This is a genomic window from Paenibacillus sp. YYML68 (genome assembly GCF_027923405.1).
In the GTDB taxonomy this organism is placed as follows: Bacteria; Bacillota; Bacilli; order Paenibacillales; family NBRC-103111; genus Paenibacillus_G.
On record NZ_BQYI01000001.1, the window covers coordinates 715,409 to 735,779 of the forward strand.

Genomic DNA, 20,371 nt, shown 5'->3' on the forward strand with positions numbered 1-20,371 from the left:
CTGTCAGGGGAGAGGGGGCAATCGGATGCTAAGCAGAATGAGAGAAGATATTACGACGATATTCGAGAACGACCCGGCCGCCCGCAGCTGGATCGAGGTGGTCTTTACATATTCAGGCCTGCATGCGCTGTGGGCACATCGCGTCGGGCATTGGCTGTATAAGCGCAGATTATATACCGCGGCGAGAGTCGTGTCTCAGGTCAGCCGCTTCATGACCGGTATCGAGATTCATCCGGGCGCTACGATCGGCAGACGGTTTTTCATCGATCATGGAATGGGAGTTGTCATCGGTGAGACGTGCGAGATCGGAGACAATGTACTGCTGTATCACGGCGTGACGCTAGGGGGAAGCGGGAAGGAGAAGGGGAAGCGCCATCCGACGGTCGGCAACAATGTCGTCATCTCGGCTGGAGCGAAGGTGCTAGGCTCGTTCACCGTAGGGGATAACTCGCGCATCGGCTCGAACGCGGTCGTGCTGGCCGAGGTGCCTCCGAACAGTACGGTGGTTGGCATTCCCGGCCGTGTCGTGAAGCGCGATGGCGTGCGAGTCGGACGACTGGAGCACGGTAATTTGCCAGATCCGGTCATTGAGATGTTCCGCACGATGCAGCAGCAGATGGATGAGCTGAAGGAGAAGGTACGGGAATTCGAGGATAAGAACGGAGGAAGCAGTTCAGATGGCACTTAAAATATACAACACGCTGACGCGAACCAAGGATGAATTCATCGCTCTTGAACCGGGTAAAGTGAAGATGTATGTGTGCGGTCCGACCGTATATGATTACATCCACATCGGCAATGCGCGGCCTGCGATTTTCTTCGATGTCGTGCGCCGTTACCTGGAATCGATCGGTTATGAGGTGACGTTCGTTGTGAACTTTACCGATGTTGACGATAAGCTGATTAAGAAGGCAGCCGAGATGGGGGTTACGGTACCAGAGGTTGCTGACCTGTTCGTCCAAAAGTATTACGAGGACACGAAGGCGCTCGGCATTCGAGAGGCTACTGTTCATCCGCGTGTCACGCAAAATATGACGGAGATCATTGAGTTCATCTCAGCACTTGAGGAGAAGGGGCTCGCTTACGAGGCAGGCGGCGATGTGTACTTCCGTACCGCTCGCTTCGAGGAGTACGGCAAGCTGTCGCAGCAAAATCTGGAGGAGCTGCAATTCGGCATTCGCGTCGATGTCGATCAGCGCAAGGAGAGTCCGCAGGACTTCGTGCTATGGAAGGCAGCGAAGCCCGGTGAGATCAGCTGGTCGAGTCCTTGGGGTGAAGGGCGTCCGGGGTGGCATATCGAGTGCTCGGCGATGGTGCGCAAATATTTGGGCGACACGATCGACATTCACGGCGGCGGTCAAGACTTGGCGTTCCCGCATCATGAGTGTGAGATTGCACAGTCTGAAGGGCTGACCGGTCATGCGATGAGCCGCTACTGGATGCACAACGGCTTCGTCAATATTAATAACGAGAAGATGTCCAAGTCGCTCGGCAACGGCATCTCCGTACATCAGCTGTTGAAGAAGCTGGAGCCCGAGGTGTTCCGCTACTTCATGCTGTCGGGGCATTATCGTAATCCATTGAACTTCAGCGACGAAGCGGTTGAGCAGGCGAAGGGCAGTCTCGCTAGAATCGAGAACTGTATCGCCGCGCTGAAGCATCGGTTGAAGACGGCGCGCCCGGGCGAGATCGAGCCGGAGCTGGCCGCAGCGGTCAACGAGGCGAAGGCGCAATTCGAGGCGAAGATGAACGATGACTTCAACACGCCGGATGCGATTACGGCTGTATTCGAGCTCGTGAACGCGGCGAACCCGTACGCCAATTCACAAGGTGAAGTGAGCGCGGCAACGATTGAGCTGCTGCTCGGTCAATTCGCTGTGATGAATGACGTGCTCGGCATTATCGCACCAGAATCCGAGGAGCTGCTGGATTCAGAGATTGAGCAGCTCATCGTCGAGCGGACCGAGGCGAGACGGACGAAGAATTGGGCGCGCGCCGATGAAATTCGTAATTTGCTGACGGAGCGGGGCATCATTCTCGAGGATACCGCACAAGGTATACGTTGGCGGCGCGCATGATGAGTGACCGTACGAGCGACGAGACGCTGTATGACCCGTTCGGTCTTCAATTATTCGAATGTCCGCCAGCGAAGGAGCCGCATCTGCTCAATCCGATCGTACTCGCGTACATCGGTGATGCGGTGTATGAGGTGTTCGTGCGTAAATATGTCATTTCGCTGCCGAATCATAAGCCGAACCATCTGCACAAGCTCTCGACGCAGTACGTGTCTGCGAAGGCTCAAGCGCGATCGCTGACGCGCCTTCTCCCACATCTGACCGAGGAGGAGGCAGACATCGTGAAGCGGGGACGCAATGCGAAGTCGGGAACGACGGCGAAGAACGCTGATGTGCTGGAATACCGCCACAGCACCGCCTTCGAATGCTTGATCGGTTACTTGTATTACAAGAAGAGCTGGGAGCGGCTGCACGCGGTGCTGCAGCTATCTCTGGAGAAGGACTCGTCAGTCTAAACAGATATCGTACAGAAGTTCAGTGGATCATAAACAACCTGTTAGTTCAGGATAGAGATGAGGACGACTTAGCGTGGAAGAAGAGTATATTGGTGGGAAGCACTCCGTATTAGAGGCGCTCCGATCTGGAAGAACGATTCATAAGATATGGATTGCCGAGCAGGCTCAGAAGCAGCTGACGCAGCCGATTATTGCCGAGGCGAAGCAGCATGGCGTCATCGTACAGGTGGCGGATAAGCGCAAGCTCGACCAGCTGGCGGCAGGCGTGCAGCATCAGGGCGTCGTTGCACAGGTGGCAGCTTACGCCTACGCGGAGGTTGACGATCTGCTGGAGCGCGCGGCTGCGAGGAACGCACAACCGTTCCTGCTCATCCTCGATGAGATCGAGGACCCGCACAACCTCGGGTCGATTCTGCGGACGGCGGACTGCACCGGTGTACACGGTGTCATTATTCCGAAGCGACGTGCGGTCGGCTTGACCGCTACCGTCTCGAAGACATCGGCGGGTGCGCTCGAGTATGTGCCGGTTGCTCGGGTGACGAACCTAGCGCAGACGATTGAGCAGCTGAAGGAGCGGGGGGTATGGATTGCAGGGGCGGACGTCGGGGCGAAGGCTCCGATATACAAGACGAACCTGAATCTGCCTATCGCGATCGTTATCGGGAATGAAGGGAAAGGAATCGGCCGACTCATTCGCGAGAGATGCGACTTCTTGCTGCAGCTGCCGATGTTTGGACAAATTAATTCGCTTAACGCCTCGGTCGCCGCTTCGGTGTTCATGTACGAGGTGGTGCGCCAGAGGCTGGCCGCGCAAGGCTAGGCAGCAGCGGCAGGAAGCGTAACGGCGGTGCGGCATGATACAAGAACTATTAATTGTGGACGGATACAACATCATTGGAGCATGGCCCGAGCTGCAGAGGCTGAAGGACATCAGTCTGGAGGAGGCTCGGGATCGGCTTATTCAGATTATGTCGGAATACCAGTCGTTCTCAGGGACGAAGACGATTATCGTCTTCGATGCGTATTATGTGCCAGGCCTCGGCAAGACGTATTTGCACAGCAAGCTTCCGGTCTACTTCACGAAGGAGAAGGAGACGGCGGATGAGCTGATCGAGCGTCTCGTGACCGCGCATATCGGCAGGCGTAAGCAGATCTATGTCGCGACCTCGGATATGATCGAGCAGCATGTCATCTTCGGCAAGGGCGCCTTCCGCGTTCCGGCTAGCGAGCTGCTGCAGAAGGTGCGACTGGCAAGGCAGGATATACGGAAGAAGATTCACGAGGAGACGACGGTGAAGCGCAATACGTTCGATAGCAGGCTGAACGACGAGCTGAGGAAGCGTCTGGAGGACTTGCGTCGAGGGAAATGAAGATAGGCTTGCGAATTCTAGTAAAAGTGCGGAAATTCGCGTTTCTACAAGCTTTTGCTAGTCGAATTTTATTGACGTATTTAGATTACATAATGTATACTTACACTATCTTTCAAGCGCAGGCCGGAGGGATTGTGGTGAGTGTCGACCTCAGAGATTTGAGAATGTGCGAATACGACCTCAAGGCAGACGAGGTTTTAGTCGAAGCGGTCCGTGAAGGCGATAGCGATGCGCTGGAATACTTGATTAACAAGTATCGTAACTTCGTGCGTGCCAAGGCTCGCTCCTACTTTTTGATTGGAGCTGATCGCGAGGATATCGTACAGGAGGGCATGATCGGTCTGTATAAGTCGATTCGTGACTTCCGTGGCGATAAGCTTGCGTCGTTCAAGGCTTTCGCCGAGCTGTGTATTACCCGTCAGATCATTACAGCCATTAAGACGGCTACCCGACAGAAGCATATTCCTCTCAATTCCTATGTATCCTTGGACAAGCCGATCTATGATGAAGAGTCTGATCGAACGCTGCTGGATGTCATCTGTGGCTCGCGAGTATCCGATCCGGAGGAATTGATTATTAACCAAGAGGAATTCAGTGGTCTTGAGGACAAGATGGGCGAGATATTAAGCGATCTTGAACGCAAGGTACTCATGCTTTATTTAGACGGGCGTTCCTATCAGGAAATTGCTGTCGACTTAGACCGTCATGTGAAATCGATTGATAATGCGTTACAGCGCGTCAAGCGCAAGTTGGAGAAATACTTGGAAGTTCGCGACGCTTAAGCCAGGCACCTGAGCTCTTTTACAAGAGAAGGGTGCCTTTTTTGTGCTTGCGTTTAGGCATGCAGCCATTTGTCTATACTTGTATCTAGCGCAGCAGACTAGTTGTTAGCTCTTCTTCCTTGACATGAAGTATACCGTGTGATAATGTATTCAGGTAGCCTTAAAACGAATAGGCGTTTTTTTGCTGATTGTTTAAAGGTAAAATTAGAGGCTGGTCCGTAGGAGGTGTACATCATGCGGGTGATCATCACGTTAGCGTGCACAAACTGCAAGCAAAGAAACTATACGTCTTCCAAAAATAAGCGCAACCATCCTGACCGCATGGAGCTCAAGAAATATTGCAAGTTTTGCAATGAACAAACCGCTCATCGCGAAACTCGCTAATTTTTGGGGGTGTAGTTGTGTCCTTATTGGCTAAAGTGAAGCAGGGATTCGGCAGCACGTTCTCATTTTTTGGGGACAGCTGGTCCGAATTGAAAAAAGTCAAGTGGCCCAGCCGTAAAGAACTGATTAGTTACACGCTGGTCGTGTTGTTTACGGTCATCTTTGTGACGGTGTACTTCTACGTTCTGGACTTAGGAATTTCTGAGCTGCTTCGCCTCGTGTTTTAATAATCTAGGCTGATTGGTGGCGCGAATGGGAATGGAAAAAAGATGGTACGTCGTACATACCTATTCCGGGTATGAGAACAAGGTGAAGGCCAACTTAGAAAAACGCGTCGAATCGATGGACATGAAGGACAAGATCTTTCGTGTGCTCGTTCCGATGGAAGAAGAGCTGGTAAACAAGGACGGTAAGAAGAAGACGGTTATGCGTAAGGTATACCCAGGCTACGTGCTGGTCGAAATGATCCAGACGGACGATTCCTGGTATGTCGTTCGCAACACCCCTGGCGTTACCGGCTTTGTTGGCTCGACAGGCTCCGGCTCTAAGCCGACAGCACTGCTTCCTGAAGAGGTAGACGCGATTCTCAAACACATGGGCATGGAAGAGCCGAAGCCGAAGATCGACTTCGATCTGAAGGAGACGGTCCGTGTCAAGGTGGGTCCTTTTGCGAACTTTGTCGGCTCCGTAGAAGAAATTCTTGTCGACAAAAGCAAGCTGAAGGTGCATGTCAATATGTTCGGAAGAGAAACGCCGCTGGAGCTTGACTACCATCAGGTAGAGAAGCTCTAAGTGAGCTAGCTTCCATACTAGTGCGAGGAGGTGTCACACAATGGCAAAAAAGGTTATCAAAATGGTGAAGCTGCAGGTTTCTGCAGGTAAAGCGAACCCGGCGCCGCCGATCGGTCCTGCACTCGGTCAAGCGGGTGTTAACATCATGCAGTTTTGTAAGGAGTTCAACGCTCGTACTGCGGATCAGGCTGGTCTGATCATTCCGGTCGTGATTACAGTGTTCGAGGATCGTTCCTTCACGTTCGAGACGAAGACGCCACCGGCTGCTGTACTGCTTCGCGTTGCTGCAGGAATCGAAAGAGGTTCCGGCGAGCCTAACAAGAAGAAGGTTGCAACAGTTAAGCGTTCGAAGGTTCGTGAAATCGCTGAGCAGAAGATGCCTGACCTGAACGCTGCATCCGTCGAGGCTGCAATGCGCATGGTTGAAGGTACAGCTCGCAGCATGGGCGTCGTAATCGAGGACTAATCCAAGATTGCGACCTCCGTTGCAAAGGCAGATTCCGTCCGGTCAGGAGTTGGAATCGCAACTGGTGGGAGGATATTCCGCTAATACCACAGAGGAGGACAATTAAAGTGGCTAAACACGGCAAGAAGTACTTGGAAGTAGCCAAGCTTGTAGAAGCAGAATCGTTCTACGAGCCGCTTGAGGCTATTGAGCTCGTGAAGAAAACTGCGCGCGCAAAATTCGACGAGACGGTTGAAGTTGCAGTGCGCTTGGGCGTAGACCCTCGTAAGCAAGACCAGGCTGTTCGCGGCGTGGTTGTATTGCCTAACGGCACAGGTAAAACTAAGCGTGTTCTCGTATTCGCAAAGGGCGAAAAGGCTAAGGAAGCGGAAGCAGCTGGTGCTGATTTCGTCGGCGATCAGGACATGATCAACAAAATCCAGCAGGGCTGGTTCGACTTCGATGTCTGCGTAGCAACACCAGACATGATGAGTGAAGTTGGTAAGCTCGGTCGTATCCTCGGTGGTAAAGGTTTGATGCCGAATCCGAAGGCCGGTACGGTTACGTTCGACGTATCCAAAGCGGTTCAAGAGATCAAGGCTGGTAAAATCGAATACCGTCTGGACAAAGCCGGTCAAATTCATGCTCCAATCGGGAAGGTTTCCTTCGATGCTGAGAAGCTCGCTGAAAACTTCAAAGCCCTGATTGACGCGTTGAACAGAGCGAAGCCTGCGGCTGCTAAAGGTGTATACCTGAAGAACATTGCGGTATCTTCCACAATGGGCCCAAGCGTACGCATCAACGCATCCGGCCAGCGCTAAGGAATAGCTTGGCAGTTGACTTTTACAGTCACGCATGCTAACCTTACTAAGGTCATTGACAAACGAATATGCTTACCGTAGACAGCAGGTGCTTGGTGACAAGCTTAATTTCCTGCCGAGGTGTTATGATAAACGTTCGGTATTCTAAGCAACAGCTTACGGAATATGAGACAATCCATCATGCCTTCGCGAAGTCTGCGAAGGCATTTTCGCTTTCAACGGCGAGGATGTCTTCGGCAGACGCTCGGAAATGAGCGGAAGATGTTTACGATAAGCAGCAGGCTGCGGAGTGCTTCATCCGCTAGGATGACAGCAGCCGCTTCCGACGAAGTCGGTTTTTCTTAGAAAAACCTATAGGAGGTGCAAAAATGGCAAACGCAAAAATTATTGAGCAAAAAGCGGCTCAGGCATCTGAAGTGTCCGAGAAGCTGAAGACGAATTCCTGCACGATCGTAGCAGACTACCGTGGCTTGAACGTTGCTGAGGTAACGGAGCTTCGTAAGCAGCTTCGTGAAGCTGGCATTGAGTTCCAGGTTATCAAGAACACGGTCGTTCGTCGTGCGACTGCAAGTGCGGAGTTGACAGAGCTTGACTCCTACTTGACAGGTCCTACTGCCATTGCTTTCAGCAAGGACGATATTATCGCTCCAGCTAAGATCTTGACTGGCTTCGCGAAGAAGCACGAGGCTCTTGAAGTCAAGGGTGGCGTTGTTGAAGGTAAAGTTGTAGGCTACGACCAACTCAAAGCACTGGCAGACCTGCCTTCCCGCGAAGGTCTTCTGTCCATGTTGCTCAGCGTTCTTCAAGCTCCTATGCGCAACTTCGCCCTTGCGGTTAAGGCTGTTGCTGACAAGCAAGAAGAAGGCGGCGCACAAGCTTAATGGCTTGGAGCGAATAGCATGACCGTTATGAACGACAAAATTATATCTGAATTGAGATAATTGGAGGGTTAACCATGAGCAAAGAGCAAATCCTTGAAGCCATTAAAGGCATGACAGTACTCGAGTTGAACGACCTGGTTAAAGCAATCGAAGAAGAGTTCGGCGTAACAGCAGCTGCTCCAGTAGCAGTAGTAGCTGGCGGCGGCGCTGCTGAAGTTGCAGAGCAAACTGAATTCGACGTAATCTTGACAAGCGCTGGCGCTTCCAAGATCAACGTTATCAAGGTTGTTCGCGAAATCACAGGTCTTGGTCTGAAAGAAGCAAAAGACCTTGTTGACAACGCACCAAAAGCACTGAAAGAAAAAGTAGGTAAAGAAGAAGCAGAAGCAGTTAAAGCGAAGCTTGAAGAAGCAGGCGCTGCTGTAGAAGTGAAGTAATTTTTCACAAGATAGACCCCTTGCATGAGCTTGACTCCGGCAAGGGGTTTTCCTGTGTCTGACTAACTACGATGGAACGGCGGGAGGGACGGTTCGTGTCGGAGCATTACTATACGTCGAAGCCTACAGCCGAGCACGACTTGCATACGGTTGAGGAAGTGCTGCGCGGCCGCAAGCTGCGCTTTGTTACGGATGCCGGTGTTTTCTCAAAAAAAGGGATCGACTTCGGCTCGAAGCTCTTAATCGAAACGATGGTGCTGAAGCCAGATGCTCGGGTGCTGGACGTCGGCTGCGGGTACGGTCCGATCGGCATTAGTGCTGCATTGCTTATGACAAGCGGTCACGTCACGATGGTGGATATTAATGAACGGGCGATTGCTCTTGCCAAGCTGAATCTCGAGCGCAATGGTGTAGAACAGGCCGAAGTGCTGCAGAGCGATAAGCTGGAGCAGGTGATGGACCGGCAGTTTGATGCGGTGCTGACGAATCCGCCTATACGAGCAGGCAAAGAGACGGTGCATCATATATTCGAGCAAGCATATGAGGTACTGGTACCGGGCGGTGACCTATGGGTCGTCATTCAAAAAAAGCAAGGTGCGCCCTCGGCGGTCAAGAAGCTTGAGGAGCTGTTCTCAGCGGTCGAAGAGGTTGAACGAGATAAGGGGTATTGGATTATAAAGGCAACAAAATAACGGAATGAAGCTGGAAAAATGTTGACTTGCAAATTTCGTTATGATATTATTATAAAATGTCAGCATTATGATTGGGTCGATTCTCTTTAGTTTACTAAAATGTCAAGAATTTTTTGGTGAGGCTGCTGAATAAAATTTATTCATTTTACGTATAATGTTTAGATTTTAAGTTAAGCCTATGAGGTATGGAGAAATTTAGGTGCTGGACGTGTAAGAACATGAGCATCAAGAATTGAAGCTTCTACAAGAAGTTAGACTTCACGAAGGCGTAACGATTCGAGAAGGCTTCCCGCAGAGGCTTTTATTTTGTTCTATATGAGTAGACATAAGGGGTGAATCTAAGTTGGCGGGTCATCTTGTTCAATTTGGTCGACGTAAACGCAGGTCGTACGCTCGAATTCATGAGGTTTTGGAGGTTCCAAACCTGATCGAAATTCAACAAAAATCGTACCAATGGTTTTTGGATGAGGGATTGCGCGAAATGTTCCAGGATATTTCCCCGATTCAGGATTTTACGGGGAATTTGGTGCTGGAATTTATCGACTATTCTCTCGGTGAGCCGAAATATTCGGTAGATGAATCGAAGGAACGCGACGTCACCTATGCTGCACCGCTTCGTGTGAAAGTGCGCCTGATCAACAAAGAAACCGGTGAAGTGAAAGAGCAGGAAGTGTTTATGGGTGACTTCCCGCTTATGACGGATACGGGGACTTTCATCATTAACGGCGCCGAACGGGTAATCGTCAGCCAGCTGGTTCGATCCCCAAGCGTCTATTTCAGCACGAAGGTCGATAAGAACGGAAAGAAAACGTACACAGCAACGGTTATTCCGAACCGTGGTGCATGGCTTGAGCTTGAGACGGACGCGAAGGATATTATTTACGTTCGTATCGACCGTACACGTAAAATTCCGGTTACCGTTCTTCTTCGTGCGCTTGGCTTCGGTACGGATGCGGAAATTATCGATTTGCTCGGTGACGATGAGTATATTCGCAACACGCTGGATAAAGACAATACCGACTCGACGGACAAGGCTCTTATCGAGATCTACGAGCGACTGCGTCCGGGCGAGCCGCCGACGCTGGATAACGCTAGAAGCTTGCTGATCGCTCGCTTCTTCGATCCAAAGCGCTATGACCTTGCGAACGTCGGACGTTACAAAATTAATAAAAAGCTGCACATTAAGAACCGACTGTTCAACCAGAGACTCGCGGAGACGCTTGCGGACAGCGAGACGGGGGAAATTATCGCAGAAGCTGGTCAATTGATTGACCGTCGCTTGCTCGATACGATCTTGCCGTATCTTGAGGACAATGTCGGCTTCAAGGAATATGCGATAGCGAACGGTGTCGTTGAGAATGAGCGGATTCCGCTTCAGAGCGTGAGTGTGTATTCTCCGATCGAGGATGGCAAGGTTGTAAAGGTAACAGCCAACGGCAAAATCGATAAAACGGTGAAGCACATTACACCTGCAGACATTATCGCTTCCATTAACTACTTCATTAATCTATTGCACGGCATCGGCAGCACGGACGATATTGACCACCTCGGTAACCGTCGTCTTCGCTCCGTTGGCGAGCTGCTGCAAAATCAGTTCCGAATCGGTTTATCCCGCATGGAGCGCGTCGTGCGCGAGCGGATGTCGATTCAAGACGTGAACACGATTACGCCGCAGCAGTTGATCAATATTCGTCCGGTTATTGCATCGATCAAGGAGTTCTTCGGAAGCTCGCAGCTGTCCCAGTTCATGGACCAGACGAATCCGCTGGCAGAGCTTACGCATAAGCGTCGTCTGTCTGCACTCGGTCCGGGCGGTCTGACGCGTGAGCGCGCAGGCTTCGAGGTTCGAGACGTTCACCACTCGCACTATGGACGTATGTGCCCGATCGAGACGCCGGAGGGACCGAACATCGGTCTGATCAACTCGTTGTCGACGTTTGCGCGTGTCAATGAGTTTGGCTTTATCGAAGCACCTTATCGCCGTGTTGATCCGAATACAGGAGTTGTTACTGCAGACATCTCGTATCTGACAGCCGATGAAGAGGATAACTATGTAGTCGCACAGGCGAATGCAGAGCTTACAGAGGACAGCAAGTTCGCGAACGACACGGTTATCGTTCGTTACAAGGATGATAACTTGAGAATTGCTAAGGATCGCGTCGACTATATGGACGTATCTCCGAAGCAGGTCGTATCGGTCGCAACAGCGCTCATTCCGTTCCTTGAGAACGATGACTCCAACCGCGCACTGATGGGATCGAACATGCAGCGGCAGGCTGTTCCACTTCTCATTCCGAAGGCTCCGCTTGTCGGAACCGGTATGGAGCACAAGTCCGCGAAGGACTCTGGAGTATGTATTGTATCCAAAGTGAACGGAATTGTTGAGAAAGTTTCTGCCAATGAGATCTGGGTGCGTCGCCAAGAGCTTGTAGACGGCCGCATCGTGAACGGCGACTTGGTGAAGCACAAGCTCCACAAGTTCCTTCGTTCCAACCAAGGAACGTGCATCAACCAGCGTCCGATCTGCCATAAGGGCGATCAGGTTCGTATCGGCGACATTCTCGCGGACGGACCATCGACGGAGCAGGGCGAGCTTGCGCTTGGCCGTAACGTCGTCGTTGCCTTTATGACATGGGAAGGTTACAACTATGAGGATGCGATTCTTCTGAGCGAGCGACTCGTGAAGGAAGACGTGTACACCTCTATTCATATTGAGGAATACGAGTCGGAAGCTCGTGATACGAAGCTCGGACCGGAAGAAATTACGCGCGATATTCCGAACGTCGGTGAGGATGCGTTGAAAAACCTCGACGAGCGCGGCATTATCCGCGTCGGTGCCGAGATCGCCGCAGGCGACATTCTCGTCGGTAAAGTAACGCCGAAGGGCGTAACCGAGCTGACAGCGGAAGAGCGACTGCTCCACGCGATCTTCGGTGAGAAGGCGCGCGAGGTTCGCGATACGTCGCTGCGTGTACCGCACGGTACGGATGGAATCGTCGTCGATGTGAAGGTGTTTACGCGTGAGAACGGCGATGAGCTGCCTCCAGGTGTGAACCAGCTCGTTCGCGTCTACATTGCTCAGAAGCGTAAAATTTCCGAGGGTGACAAGATGGCAGGCCGTCACGGTAATAAGGGTGTCGTTGCGCGCATTTTGCCGGAAGAGGACATGCCGTTCATGCCGGATGGCACGCCAGTCGAAGTTGTCCTGAACCCGCTCGGCGTACCATCGCGTATGAACATCGGTCAGGTACTGGAGGTTCACCTCGGCATGGCCGCGAGATTCCTCGGTATTCATACAGCAACGCCGGTATTCGACGGTGCTCGCGAGTACGACGTATTCGATACGATGGAAGAAGCAGGCATGCAGCGCAACGGTAAGACTTTGCTGTATGATGGACGTACCGGCGAAACGTTCGAGCGTGAAGTTACGGTCGGCGTCATGTATATGATCAAGCTCGCGCACATGGTTGACGATAAGATCCACGCCCGTTCCACAGGTCCTTACTCGCTCGTTACGCAGCAGCCGCTCGGGGGTAAAGCCCAGTTCGGCGGACAGCGCTTCGGTGAGATGGAGGTATGGGCACTTGAGGCGTACGGCGCTGCTTACACGCTGCAAGAGATACTGACCGTGAAGTCTGACGACGTGGTAGGCCGCGTGAAGACGTATGAGTCGATCGTCAAGGGCGAGAACGTTCCAGAGCCTGGCGTTCCGGAGTCGTTCAAGGTATTGATCAAGGAGCTTCAGAGCTTGGGCATGGACGTGAAGATCTTGTCCGAGAATGAAGAAGAGATCGAGATGCGTGAGATGGACGACGAGGATGAAGTGACCAGCGACAAGCTGAACTTGAACATCGAAGGCGCCGAGCTCGGCGTGGAGTAATAAGCTTTCCTTAAGGTGATGCTAGCGCGCCTCGGGGCATCGCACAGATGCGCCGGGGCTGCGTATTGATGAACCAGCATATGCGTCTGATGCCTAATGGGCAGATATTACAAGAAGGAGGGTTGCTCCTTGATCGACGTCAACAATTTTGAGTATATGAAAATCGGATTGGCTTCCCCAGACAAGATTCGTTCGTGGTCCCGTGGAGAAGTAAAGAAGCCGGAGACGATCAACTACAGAACCTTGAAGCCTGAGAAGGAAGGATTGTTCTGTGAGAAAATTTTCGGGCCAACTAAGGACTGGGAATGTCATTGCGGTAAATATAAGCGCGTTCGCTACAAGGGCGTTGTCTGTGATCGTTGCGGAGTTGAAGTGACACGCCAAAAGGTTCGTCGCGAGCGGATGGGTCACATCGAGCTTGCTGCTCCTGTTTCGCATATTTGGTACTTCAAGGGTATTCCGAGCCGTATGGGTCTGGCGCTTGATATGTCTCCGCGCTCGCTTGAGGAAATCATTTATTTTGCATCGTATGTGGTAACCGACCCAGGGGATACACCGCTTGAGAAGAAGCAGCTCCTGTCCGAAAAGGAATACCGCAGCTACCGTGAGAAGTACGGCTATGCGTTCCAGGCGGGCATGGGTGCGGAGGCTGTGAAGAAGCTTCTTCAAGATATCGACATCGAGAAAGAAGTCGAAATGCTGAAGGAGGAGCTGAAGACAGCTCAAGGTCAGCGCCGTAACCGTGCGATTAAGCGTCTTGAGGTTATGGAGGCGTTCCGTAACTCGAAGAATATGCCGGAGTGGATGGTGCTCGACGTATTGCCGGTCATCCCGCCGGAGCTTCGTCCGATGGTTCAGCTCGATGGTGGTCGCTTTGCGACGTCCGACTTGAACGATCTGTATCGCCGCGTTATTAACCGGAACAACCGATTGAAGCGATTGCTCGACCTCGGTGCGCCGGATATTATCGTTCAGAACGAGAAGCGGATGCTTCAGGAAGCTGTCGATGCGCTCATCGACAACGGCCGCCGCGGCCGTCCGGTAACAGGACCGGGTAACCGTCCGCTGAAGTCGCTCAGCCATATGCTGAAGGGTAAGCAAGGACGCTTCCGTCAAAACCTGCTCGGTAAGCGCGTTGACTATTCCGGTCGTTCCGTTATCGTCGTAGGTCCGAGCTTGAAGATGTACCAGTGCGGACTGCCGAAGGAGATGGCGCTGGAGCTGTTCAAGCCTTTCGTGATGAAGGAGCTTGTGAACAAGGGTCTAGCTCACAACATCAAGAGTGCCAAGCGCAAGGTTGAGCGTGTAAGCCCTGAAGTATGGGATGTGCTCGAGGAAGTCATTAAGGAGCATCCGGTTCTATTAAACCGTGCCCCTACGCTTCACCGACTCGGTATTCAGGCGTTCGAGCCGATTCTCGTGGAAGGTCGTGCGATCAAGCTGCACCCACTCGTATGTACGGCGTACAATGCCGACTTCGACGGTGACCAGATGGCGGTTCACGTACCATTATCGGCAGAAGCTCAGGCAGAAGCAAGAGTGCTTATGCTGGCATCCGGTAACATCTTGAACCCGAAGGACGGCAAGCCGGTCGTTACTCCATCCCAGGATATGGTTCTCGGGTCGTTCTACTTGACGACAGAGAACAAGTATTCGAAGGGCTCGGGTACGATTATCGCGTCTGTAGCTGAAGCGGTATCGCTCTACCACCGCGGAGAAGCGTCACTTCACGCGCGCGTAGCCATTCCGGCGAAGGCGCTCGGTAAGTCGAGCTTCACACCGGAGCAGCAGGAAGGTATTCTGATCACGACGGTCGGTAAGATCATTTTCAACGAAATTTATCCGAAGGATTTCCCATATATTAATGAAGCGACGAAGGCGAACTTGATCAGTGGTGTGTCCGACAAGTACTTCGCGTTCGAGAAGGGTGCGGATCTTCGTGCTCTGATGGATGAGCTTCCGGAGACGAAGGCTGTAGGTAAGGACTACCTCGGTACGATCATCGCCGAATGCTTCCGCCGCTACCATACGACGCAGACGTCTGTCATTCTGGACAATATCAAGCAGCTCGGCTTCACGTATTCGACTCGGGCCGGTATTACGATCGCCGTTGCGGACGTTACTGTGCCTCAAGAGAAGAATCGCATTCTGGAAGAGTCCGATGAGAAGGTTAAGGTCGTTACGAACCAATACCGTCGCGGCTTGATTACAGATGATGAGCGTTATGACCGTGTTATCGCGATCTGGAGTAAGGCGAAGGACGAAATTACGGACATCCTGATGAAGTCCCTCGACAAGTACAATTCCATCAACATGATGGTAGAATCCAAGGCGCGCGGTAACAAGTCGCAGATTACACAGCTTGGCGGTATGCGCGGTCTGATGGCGAATCCGTCTGGTAAAATTATGGAATTGCCAATCAAATCGAACTTCCGTGAAGGTCTGACGGTACTCGAGTACTTCATCTCGACGCACGGTGCGCGTAAAGGTCTTGCCGATACGGCACTTCGTACAGCGGACTCGGGTTACTTGACCCGTCGTCTCGTTGATGTAGCCCAGGACGTCATTGTGCGCGATGAAGATTGCGGTACGGATAAGGGCTTCCTCGTCAGCACGATTCGTGATGGTAAAGAGGTTATCGAGGATCTGTACGACCGTATTGAAGGCCGCTACTCGTTCGAGACGATTCGTCACCCGCAGACAGGTGAAGTGATCGTATCCCGTAACGAGTTGATCGAGGCAGGTATTGCGGATCAAATTATTGATGCAGGCGTCGAGCGTCTGCAGATTCGTTCCGTGCTCAGCTGCCGCTCCCGTCACGGGGTGTGTAAGAAGTGCTACGGTCGTAACCTTGCTACCGGTAACCACGTGGAGATCGGGGAAGCAGTTGGTATTATCGCAGCTCAGTCGATCGGAGAGCCGGGTACACAGCTTACGATGCGTACGTTCCATACAGGGGGCGTTGCTGGAGACGATATTACCCAAGGTTTGCCGCGTATTCAGGAGCTATTCGAGGCGCGGAATCCGAAGGGTCAAGCGATCATCTCTGAGATCGACGGCGTCGTGAAAGACATTCGCGAAGCGAAGGATCGTCGCGAGATCGAGGTTCAAGGTGAAGCGGAATCGAAGGTATACTCGGTGCCTTATGGCTCGCGTATTCGCGTTACCGTGAACCAGAGCGTAGAGGCCGGAGACGAATTGACCGAGGGCTCGATCGATCCGAAGGAAATGCTGCGCATTAAAGGTATTCGTGGTGTGCAGAACTACATTCTGCAGGAAGTTCAGCGCGTATACCGGAACCAAGGCGTAGAAATCAACGATAAGCACGTCGAGGTTATGATTCGTCAGATGCTTCGCAAAATCCGGATCGTAGATGCAGGCGATACGACTCTGCTTCCAGGCTCGTTCGTTGACATTCATGAATATGAAGAAGCGAACAAGGTGGCGCTCTTTGCTAACGAGGAGCCTGCGGTTGCTAAGCCAGTGCTTCTTGGTATTACGAAGGCGTCGCTGGAGACCGATTCGTTCTTGTCCGCGGCCTCCTTCCAGGAGACAACTCGCGTACTTACTGATGCGGCGATCAAGGGTAAGGTGGATCAGCTGCTCGGTCTGAAGGAGAACGTCATTATCGGTAAGCTGATTCCGGCAGGTACGGGTATGAGCCGCTATCGGAATATTCGGATTACCGATCCGAATGCTGAGCCGATTGACGAGCAGACAGATGAGACAGAAGCTGTAGCTGTAGAGTAATCAGAAGCTAATGCTTGCCTTCTTACGATGAGTTCAAGCTTCGTAAGAAGGCAAGCGCCTGTTCTTGACATGGCAGGGGCGAAGTGCTAATATATCAAAGTGTGCCAATTAACAGCCCCAGACCTGTCCTTCGGAGGGGATTTACTTTGAGCTTGGATAGAGTAAAACAGGCTGCGAAGCTAACAATCGGCACGAAGCAAGCGACGAAGACGGTTGAGCAAGGTAAAGCCGTTGAGGTCTTTATTGCTAAAGATGCAGATCCGCGAATTACGATAAAAATCGTAAACCTCTGTAGATCGATGGGGGTAACTATCACATACGTGGAATCCATGAATACATTAGGTAAAGCGTGTGGAATCGAAGTTGGCGCCGCTATGGCTGCTGTGGTAAATGAATAAGTAAACTACGTTTTTGTTCGTGCTTTATGTTGAAGTGACGGGCAAAAACGTTCTCTTTGTTCATTTGCGATTCGCCTGGATCTGTGGGCTTGAATTTAGTAGGACAATACATTAAAGGAGGTGGCCACAATGCCAACAATTAACCAGCTCGTTCGTAAAGGACGTCAAGCAAAAGTTGTAAAATCGAAGTCTCCAGCTCTTCAGAGAGGCTTCAATGCCTTGAAGAGAGAGGCGACTGACATCAGCTCTCCTCAGAAGCGCGGTGTATGTACTCGTGTAGGTACAATGACGCCGAAGAAGCCGAACTCCGCTCTTCGTAAATATGCGCGTGTTCGTTTGACGAACCGTGTAGAGGTTACTGCTTACATCCCGGGTATCGGACATAACCTGCAGGAGCACAGCGTCGTGCTGATCCGCGGAGGTCGTGTTAAGGACCTTCCAGGGGTACGTTACCACATCGTTCGCGGTGCGCTTGATACTGCAGGCGTGAACAACCGTAAGCAAGCTCGTTCCAAGTACGGCGCGAAGCGTCCGAAGGTGAAGAAGTAATAACTATATTAAATAGAATGACTCTTTGGAGAAAGGGGGATAACTATGCCTCGTAAAGGTCCAGTTACTCGCAGAGACGTATTGCCAGATCCGGTATACAACAGCAAGCTCGTTACCCGTCTGATTAACCGCATTATGATTGATGGAAAGAGAGGAGTAGCGCAGTCTATTCTCTACAATTCCTTCAACCTCATTCAAGAACGTACAGGCAAAGAGCCTATGGAAGTGTTCGAAACAGCAATTAAGAACATTATGCCAGTTCTTGAAGTTAAAGCACGCCGCGTAGGGGGTGCGAACTACCAGGTTCCTGTAGAAGTTCGCCCTGAGCGCCGTACAACACTCGGTCTTCGTTGGCTCGTTAACTATTCCCGTCTTCGCGGTGAGAAGACAATGGAAGAAAGACTTGCGAATGAAATCATCGATGCAAGCAATAACACCGGTGCTTCTGTAAAGAAGCGTGAAGATACGCACAAAATGGCAGAAGCCAACAAGGCGTTTGCGCACTACCGTTGGTAAAATAAATTTCCTGTTAATGGGAAGGAGAAAACCTGAATGGCAAGAGAGTTCTCCTTGAAAGATACGCGTAACATCGGGATCATGGCGCATATCGATGCAGGTAAAACAACGACTACTGAGCGTATCTTGTTCTACACAGGCCGCGTGCACAAAATCGGTGAAGTTCACGAGGGTGCTGCAACGATGGACTGGATGGCACAAGAGCAGGAGCGCGGGATTACGATTACTTCCGCTGCTACCACTGCTCAGTGGAAGAATCACCGCATCAATATCATCGATACCCCGGGACACGTTGACTTCACAGTAGAAGTAGAGCGTTCCCTCCGCGTATTGGACGGAGCAGTAGGCGTATTCAGTGCGAAGGAAGGCGTTGAGCCTCAGTCTGAGACCGTTTGGAGACAAGCGGACCGCTATGGTGTTCCACGTATTGCTTATGTCAATAAGATGGACATCATCGGCGCAGACTTCCTTCAAGTTATTGAGTCGATGCGTGCGAAGCTTGGTGCTAACGCAGTCGCGATCCAGCTGCCTATCGGCGCTGAGAACGAGTTCGTTGGCGTTGTAGACCTGATCGAGCGTAAGTCCTATGTATATAAGGATGACCTCGGTAAAGATCCAGTGGAAGGCGAAGTTCCTGCCGACCTGAAGGACAAGGTTGAAGAGCTCCGTATGGAGCTTGTAGAGAAGGTTGCAGAGCTTGACGAAGAGCTGATGATGAAGTACCTGGATGGTGAAGAGCTGACGATCGCAGAGATCAAGGGCGCACTCCGTAAAGGTGTTTGCTCCGTTCAGATCTTCCCAGTTATCTGTGGCTCTTCTTACCGTAACAAAGGCGTTCAAATGATGCTTGACGCAGTTATCGACTATTTGCCAGCTCCAGTAGACGTAGCGGACATTAAAGGTACGCTTGAAGACGGTACTGAAGTAACGCGTAAATCCGATGACAGCGAGCCGTTCGCGGCTTTGGCGTTCAAGATCATGACAGACCCGTTCGTAGGTAAGCTGACGTTCTTCCGTGTGTACTCGGGCGTTCTGAACTCCGGTTCTTACGTGCTGAATGCAACGAAGAATAAGCGTGAGCGTATCGGTCGTATTCTTCAGATGCACGCGAACAGCCGTCAAGAGATCAGCGAAGTATACGCTGGTGACATTGCTGCTGCCGTAGGTTTGAAGGACACCATTACGGGTGACACGCTGTGTGACGAGAAGAACCCGGTTGTCCTCGAGTCGATGAACTTCCCAGAGCCGGTTATCCAGCTCGCGGTGGAGCCTAAGACGAAGGCTGACCAAGATAAGATGGGTGTTGCATTGTCCAAGCTGTCTGAGGAAGATCCAACCTTCCGTGCGCACACAGACGAAGAAACTGGCCAAACGATCATCTCCGGTATGGGTGAGCTTCACCTTGAGATCATCGTTGACCGTATGCTTCGCGAGTTCAAGGTAGAAACCAACGTGGGTAAGCCACAGGTTGCATACCGTGAAACATTCCGTCAGCCTGCGAAGGTTGAAGGTAAGTTCGTGCGTCAGTCCGGTGGCCGTGGTCAATACGGACATTGTTGGGTTGAATTCCAGCCGCTTGAGCCAGGCAGCGGTTTCGTATTCGAAAGCAAGCTTGTTGGTGGATCGATTCCGAAGGAATTCGTTGCTCCAATTCAAGCTGGTATCGAAGAGTCGATGAAGAACGGCGTATACGCTGGCTTCCCGCTCGTGGATATCAAGGCTACTGTTGTAGACGGATCTTACCATGACGTCGACTCCAGTGAGATGGCGTTTAAGATCGCCGGTTCGATGGCACTTAAGGCAGCAGCTGACAAGTGTAAGCCGGTATTGCTTGAGCCAATCATGAAGGTTGAAGTTACCGTTCCGGAAGAATACATGGGCGATGTTATGGGTGACCTGAACTCCCGCCGCGGTCGTATCGAAGGTATGGACGCGAAGTTCGGTGCTCAAATTATTCGTGCCAAGGTACCTCTTTCCGAAATGTTCGGTTACTCCACTACTCTGCGTTCCCGTACGCAAGGTCGCGGTGTATACTCGATGGAAATCTCCCATTATGAAGAAGTACCTAAGTCGATTGCAGACGAGATTGTCGCAAAAAACAAAGGTGCCTAATATAAATTTAAATTATTTGAGGAGGCTATCCA

General features: G+C 51.7%; 20 protein-coding genes and 1 other annotated feature. All 20 genes read left to right on the forward strand.

Annotation, left to right across the window (positions count from 1 at the left end; translation table 11 throughout):
* Nucleotides 1-25: 25 nt before the first annotated feature.
* The 20 genes from cysE (at nucleotide 26) to fusA (ending at nucleotide 20,339) form a co-directional block, all read left to right on the forward strand.
* The gene (cysE, locus tag PAE68_RS03160) at nucleotides 26-688 is read left to right on the forward strand and encodes a serine O-acetyltransferase (RefSeq protein ID WP_281883978.1); all 663 of its coding nucleotides are present in this window, start codon (nucleotides 26-28) and stop codon (nucleotides 686-688) included.
* Entirely contained in the window at nucleotides 678-2,078 is a 1,401-nt protein-coding gene (gene cysS / locus PAE68_RS03165) for a cysteine--tRNA ligase (protein ID WP_281883980.1), read from the forward strand. The genes cysE and cysS overlap by 11 nt, the downstream gene beginning before the upstream one ends.
* A complete protein-coding gene (locus PAE68_RS03170; RefSeq protein ID WP_281883982.1) occupies nucleotides 2,078-2,530 on the forward strand; it encodes a Mini-ribonuclease 3 in 453 nt (150 codons plus the stop codon). The genes cysS and PAE68_RS03170 overlap by 1 nt, the downstream gene beginning before the upstream one ends.
* 73 nt (nucleotides 2,531-2,603) lie before the next feature.
* Nucleotides 2,604-3,350, forward strand: a complete 747-nt coding sequence (rlmB, locus tag PAE68_RS03175; protein ID WP_281883984.1) for a 23S rRNA (guanosine(2251)-2'-O)-methyltransferase RlmB — start codon at nucleotides 2,604-2,606, stop codon at nucleotides 3,348-3,350.
* A 34-nt stretch (nucleotides 3,351-3,384) separates the two neighbouring features.
* Nucleotides 3,385-3,900 carry an NYN domain-containing protein gene (locus PAE68_RS03180; protein WP_281883986.1) on the forward strand — a complete coding sequence of 172 codons (516 nt, stop codon included), beginning with the start codon at nucleotides 3,385-3,387 and terminating at the stop codon, nucleotides 3,898-3,900.
* A gap of 137 nt (nucleotides 3,901-4,037) precedes the next feature.
* The gene (gene sigH, locus PAE68_RS03185; RefSeq protein ID WP_281883988.1) at nucleotides 4,038-4,682 is read left to right on the forward strand and encodes an RNA polymerase sporulation sigma factor SigH; all 645 of its coding nucleotides are present in this window, start codon (nucleotides 4,038-4,040) and stop codon (nucleotides 4,680-4,682) included.
* A gap of 234 nt (nucleotides 4,683-4,916) precedes the next feature.
* Nucleotides 4,917-5,066, forward strand: coding sequence for a 50S ribosomal protein L33 (gene rpmG, locus PAE68_RS03190; protein ID WP_014372565.1), 150 nt, complete (start codon nucleotides 4,917-4,919; stop codon nucleotides 5,064-5,066).
* 17 nt (nucleotides 5,067-5,083) lie between these two features.
* A complete protein-coding gene (gene secE, locus PAE68_RS03195) occupies nucleotides 5,084-5,293 on the forward strand; it encodes a preprotein translocase subunit SecE (RefSeq protein WP_281883992.1) in 210 nt (69 codons plus the stop codon).
* Between the two features lie 31 nt (nucleotides 5,294-5,324).
* Nucleotides 5,325-5,858 carry a transcription termination/antitermination protein NusG gene (gene nusG / locus PAE68_RS03200; protein WP_281883994.1) on the forward strand — a complete coding sequence of 178 codons (534 nt, stop codon included), beginning with the start codon at nucleotides 5,325-5,327 and terminating at the stop codon, nucleotides 5,856-5,858.
* Between the two features lie 40 nt (nucleotides 5,859-5,898).
* Nucleotides 5,899-6,324 carry a 50S ribosomal protein L11 gene (gene rplK / locus PAE68_RS03205; protein ID WP_281883996.1) on the forward strand — a complete coding sequence of 142 codons (426 nt, stop codon included), beginning with the start codon at nucleotides 5,899-5,901 and terminating at the stop codon, nucleotides 6,322-6,324.
* Between the two features lie 107 nt (nucleotides 6,325-6,431).
* Nucleotides 6,432-7,124: a 50S ribosomal protein L1 gene (gene rplA, locus PAE68_RS03210; protein WP_281883998.1), complete on the forward strand. Its 693-nt coding sequence runs from the start codon at nucleotides 6,432-6,434 to the stop codon at nucleotides 7,122-7,124.
* Nucleotides 7,125-7,181: 57 nt separating this feature from the next.
* Nucleotides 7,182-7,345 (forward strand) — a sequence feature (ribosomal protein L10 leader region).
* 147 nt (nucleotides 7,346-7,492) lie between these two features.
* On the forward strand, nucleotides 7,493-8,005 hold the full coding sequence (gene rplJ / locus PAE68_RS03215) for a 50S ribosomal protein L10 (protein ID WP_281884000.1): 513 nt from the start codon (nucleotides 7,493-7,495) through the stop codon (nucleotides 8,003-8,005).
* A 74-nt stretch (nucleotides 8,006-8,079) separates the two neighbouring features.
* Nucleotides 8,080-8,442 (forward strand): 50S ribosomal protein L7/L12, encoded by a 363-nt coding sequence (gene rplL, locus PAE68_RS03220; RefSeq protein WP_281884003.1) that lies wholly within the window; start codon nucleotides 8,080-8,082, stop codon nucleotides 8,440-8,442.
* Between the two features lie 95 nt (nucleotides 8,443-8,537).
* Entirely contained in the window at nucleotides 8,538-9,134 is a 597-nt protein-coding gene (locus PAE68_RS03225; RefSeq protein WP_281884005.1) for a class I SAM-dependent methyltransferase, read from the forward strand.
* A 325-nt stretch (nucleotides 9,135-9,459) separates the two neighbouring features.
* Nucleotides 9,460-13,014 carry a DNA-directed RNA polymerase subunit beta gene (rpoB, locus tag PAE68_RS03230; protein WP_281890886.1) on the forward strand — a complete coding sequence of 1,185 codons (3,555 nt, stop codon included), beginning with the start codon at nucleotides 9,460-9,462 and terminating at the stop codon, nucleotides 13,012-13,014.
* Nucleotides 13,015-13,143: 129 nt separating this feature from the next.
* The gene (rpoC, locus tag PAE68_RS03235; protein WP_281884007.1) at nucleotides 13,144-16,764 is read left to right on the forward strand and encodes a DNA-directed RNA polymerase subunit beta'; all 3,621 of its coding nucleotides are present in this window, start codon (nucleotides 13,144-13,146) and stop codon (nucleotides 16,762-16,764) included.
* Between the two features lie 146 nt (nucleotides 16,765-16,910).
* Entirely contained in the window at nucleotides 16,911-17,162 is a 252-nt protein-coding gene (locus PAE68_RS03240; protein ID WP_281884009.1) for a ribosomal L7Ae/L30e/S12e/Gadd45 family protein, read from the forward strand.
* A 129-nt stretch (nucleotides 17,163-17,291) separates the two neighbouring features.
* Nucleotides 17,292-17,711, forward strand: coding sequence for a 30S ribosomal protein S12 (rpsL, locus tag PAE68_RS03245; RefSeq protein ID WP_281884011.1), 420 nt, complete (start codon nucleotides 17,292-17,294; stop codon nucleotides 17,709-17,711).
* Between the two features lie 45 nt (nucleotides 17,712-17,756).
* A complete protein-coding gene (gene rpsG, locus PAE68_RS03250) occupies nucleotides 17,757-18,227 on the forward strand; it encodes a 30S ribosomal protein S7 (protein ID WP_281884014.1) in 471 nt (156 codons plus the stop codon).
* Nucleotides 18,228-18,263: 36 nt separating this feature from the next.
* Nucleotides 18,264-20,339: an elongation factor G gene (gene fusA / locus PAE68_RS03255; protein WP_281884016.1), complete on the forward strand. Its 2,076-nt coding sequence runs from the start codon at nucleotides 18,264-18,266 to the stop codon at nucleotides 20,337-20,339.
* Nucleotides 20,340-20,371 lie beyond the last annotated feature (32 nt).

What these genes read in the sequence shown, in the direction of transcription:
- cysE (WP_281883978.1), top strand. Translation starts at nt 26, where the DNA reads ATGCTAAGCAGAATGAGAGAAGATATTACGACGATATTCGAGAACGAC.
- cysS (WP_281883980.1), top strand. Translation starts at nt 678, where the DNA reads ATGGCACTTAAAATATACAACACGCTGACGCGAACCAAGGATGAATTC.
- PAE68_RS03170 (WP_281883982.1), top strand. Translation starts at nt 2,078, where the DNA reads ATGAGTGACCGTACGAGCGACGAGACGCTGTATGACCCGTTCGGTCTT.
- PAE68_RS03180 (WP_281883986.1), top strand. Translation starts at nt 3,385, where the DNA reads ATGATACAAGAACTATTAATTGTGGACGGATACAACATCATTGGAGCA.
- rpmG (WP_014372565.1), top strand. Translation starts at nt 4,917, where the DNA reads ATGCGGGTGATCATCACGTTAGCGTGCACAAACTGCAAGCAAAGAAAC.
- nusG (WP_281883994.1), top strand. Translation starts at nt 5,325, where the DNA reads ATGGAAAAAAGATGGTACGTCGTACATACCTATTCCGGGTATGAGAAC.
- rplK (WP_281883996.1), top strand. Translation starts at nt 5,899, where the DNA reads ATGGCAAAAAAGGTTATCAAAATGGTGAAGCTGCAGGTTTCTGCAGGT.
- rplJ (WP_281884000.1), top strand. Translation starts at nt 7,493, where the DNA reads ATGGCAAACGCAAAAATTATTGAGCAAAAAGCGGCTCAGGCATCTGAA.
- rplL (WP_281884003.1), top strand. Translation starts at nt 8,080, where the DNA reads ATGAGCAAAGAGCAAATCCTTGAAGCCATTAAAGGCATGACAGTACTC.
- rpsL (WP_281884011.1), top strand. Translation starts at nt 17,292, where the DNA reads ATGCCAACAATTAACCAGCTCGTTCGTAAAGGACGTCAAGCAAAAGTT.
- rpsG (WP_281884014.1), top strand. Translation starts at nt 17,757, where the DNA reads ATGCCTCGTAAAGGTCCAGTTACTCGCAGAGACGTATTGCCAGATCCG.
- fusA (WP_281884016.1), top strand. Translation starts at nt 18,264, where the DNA reads ATGGCAAGAGAGTTCTCCTTGAAAGATACGCGTAACATCGGGATCATG.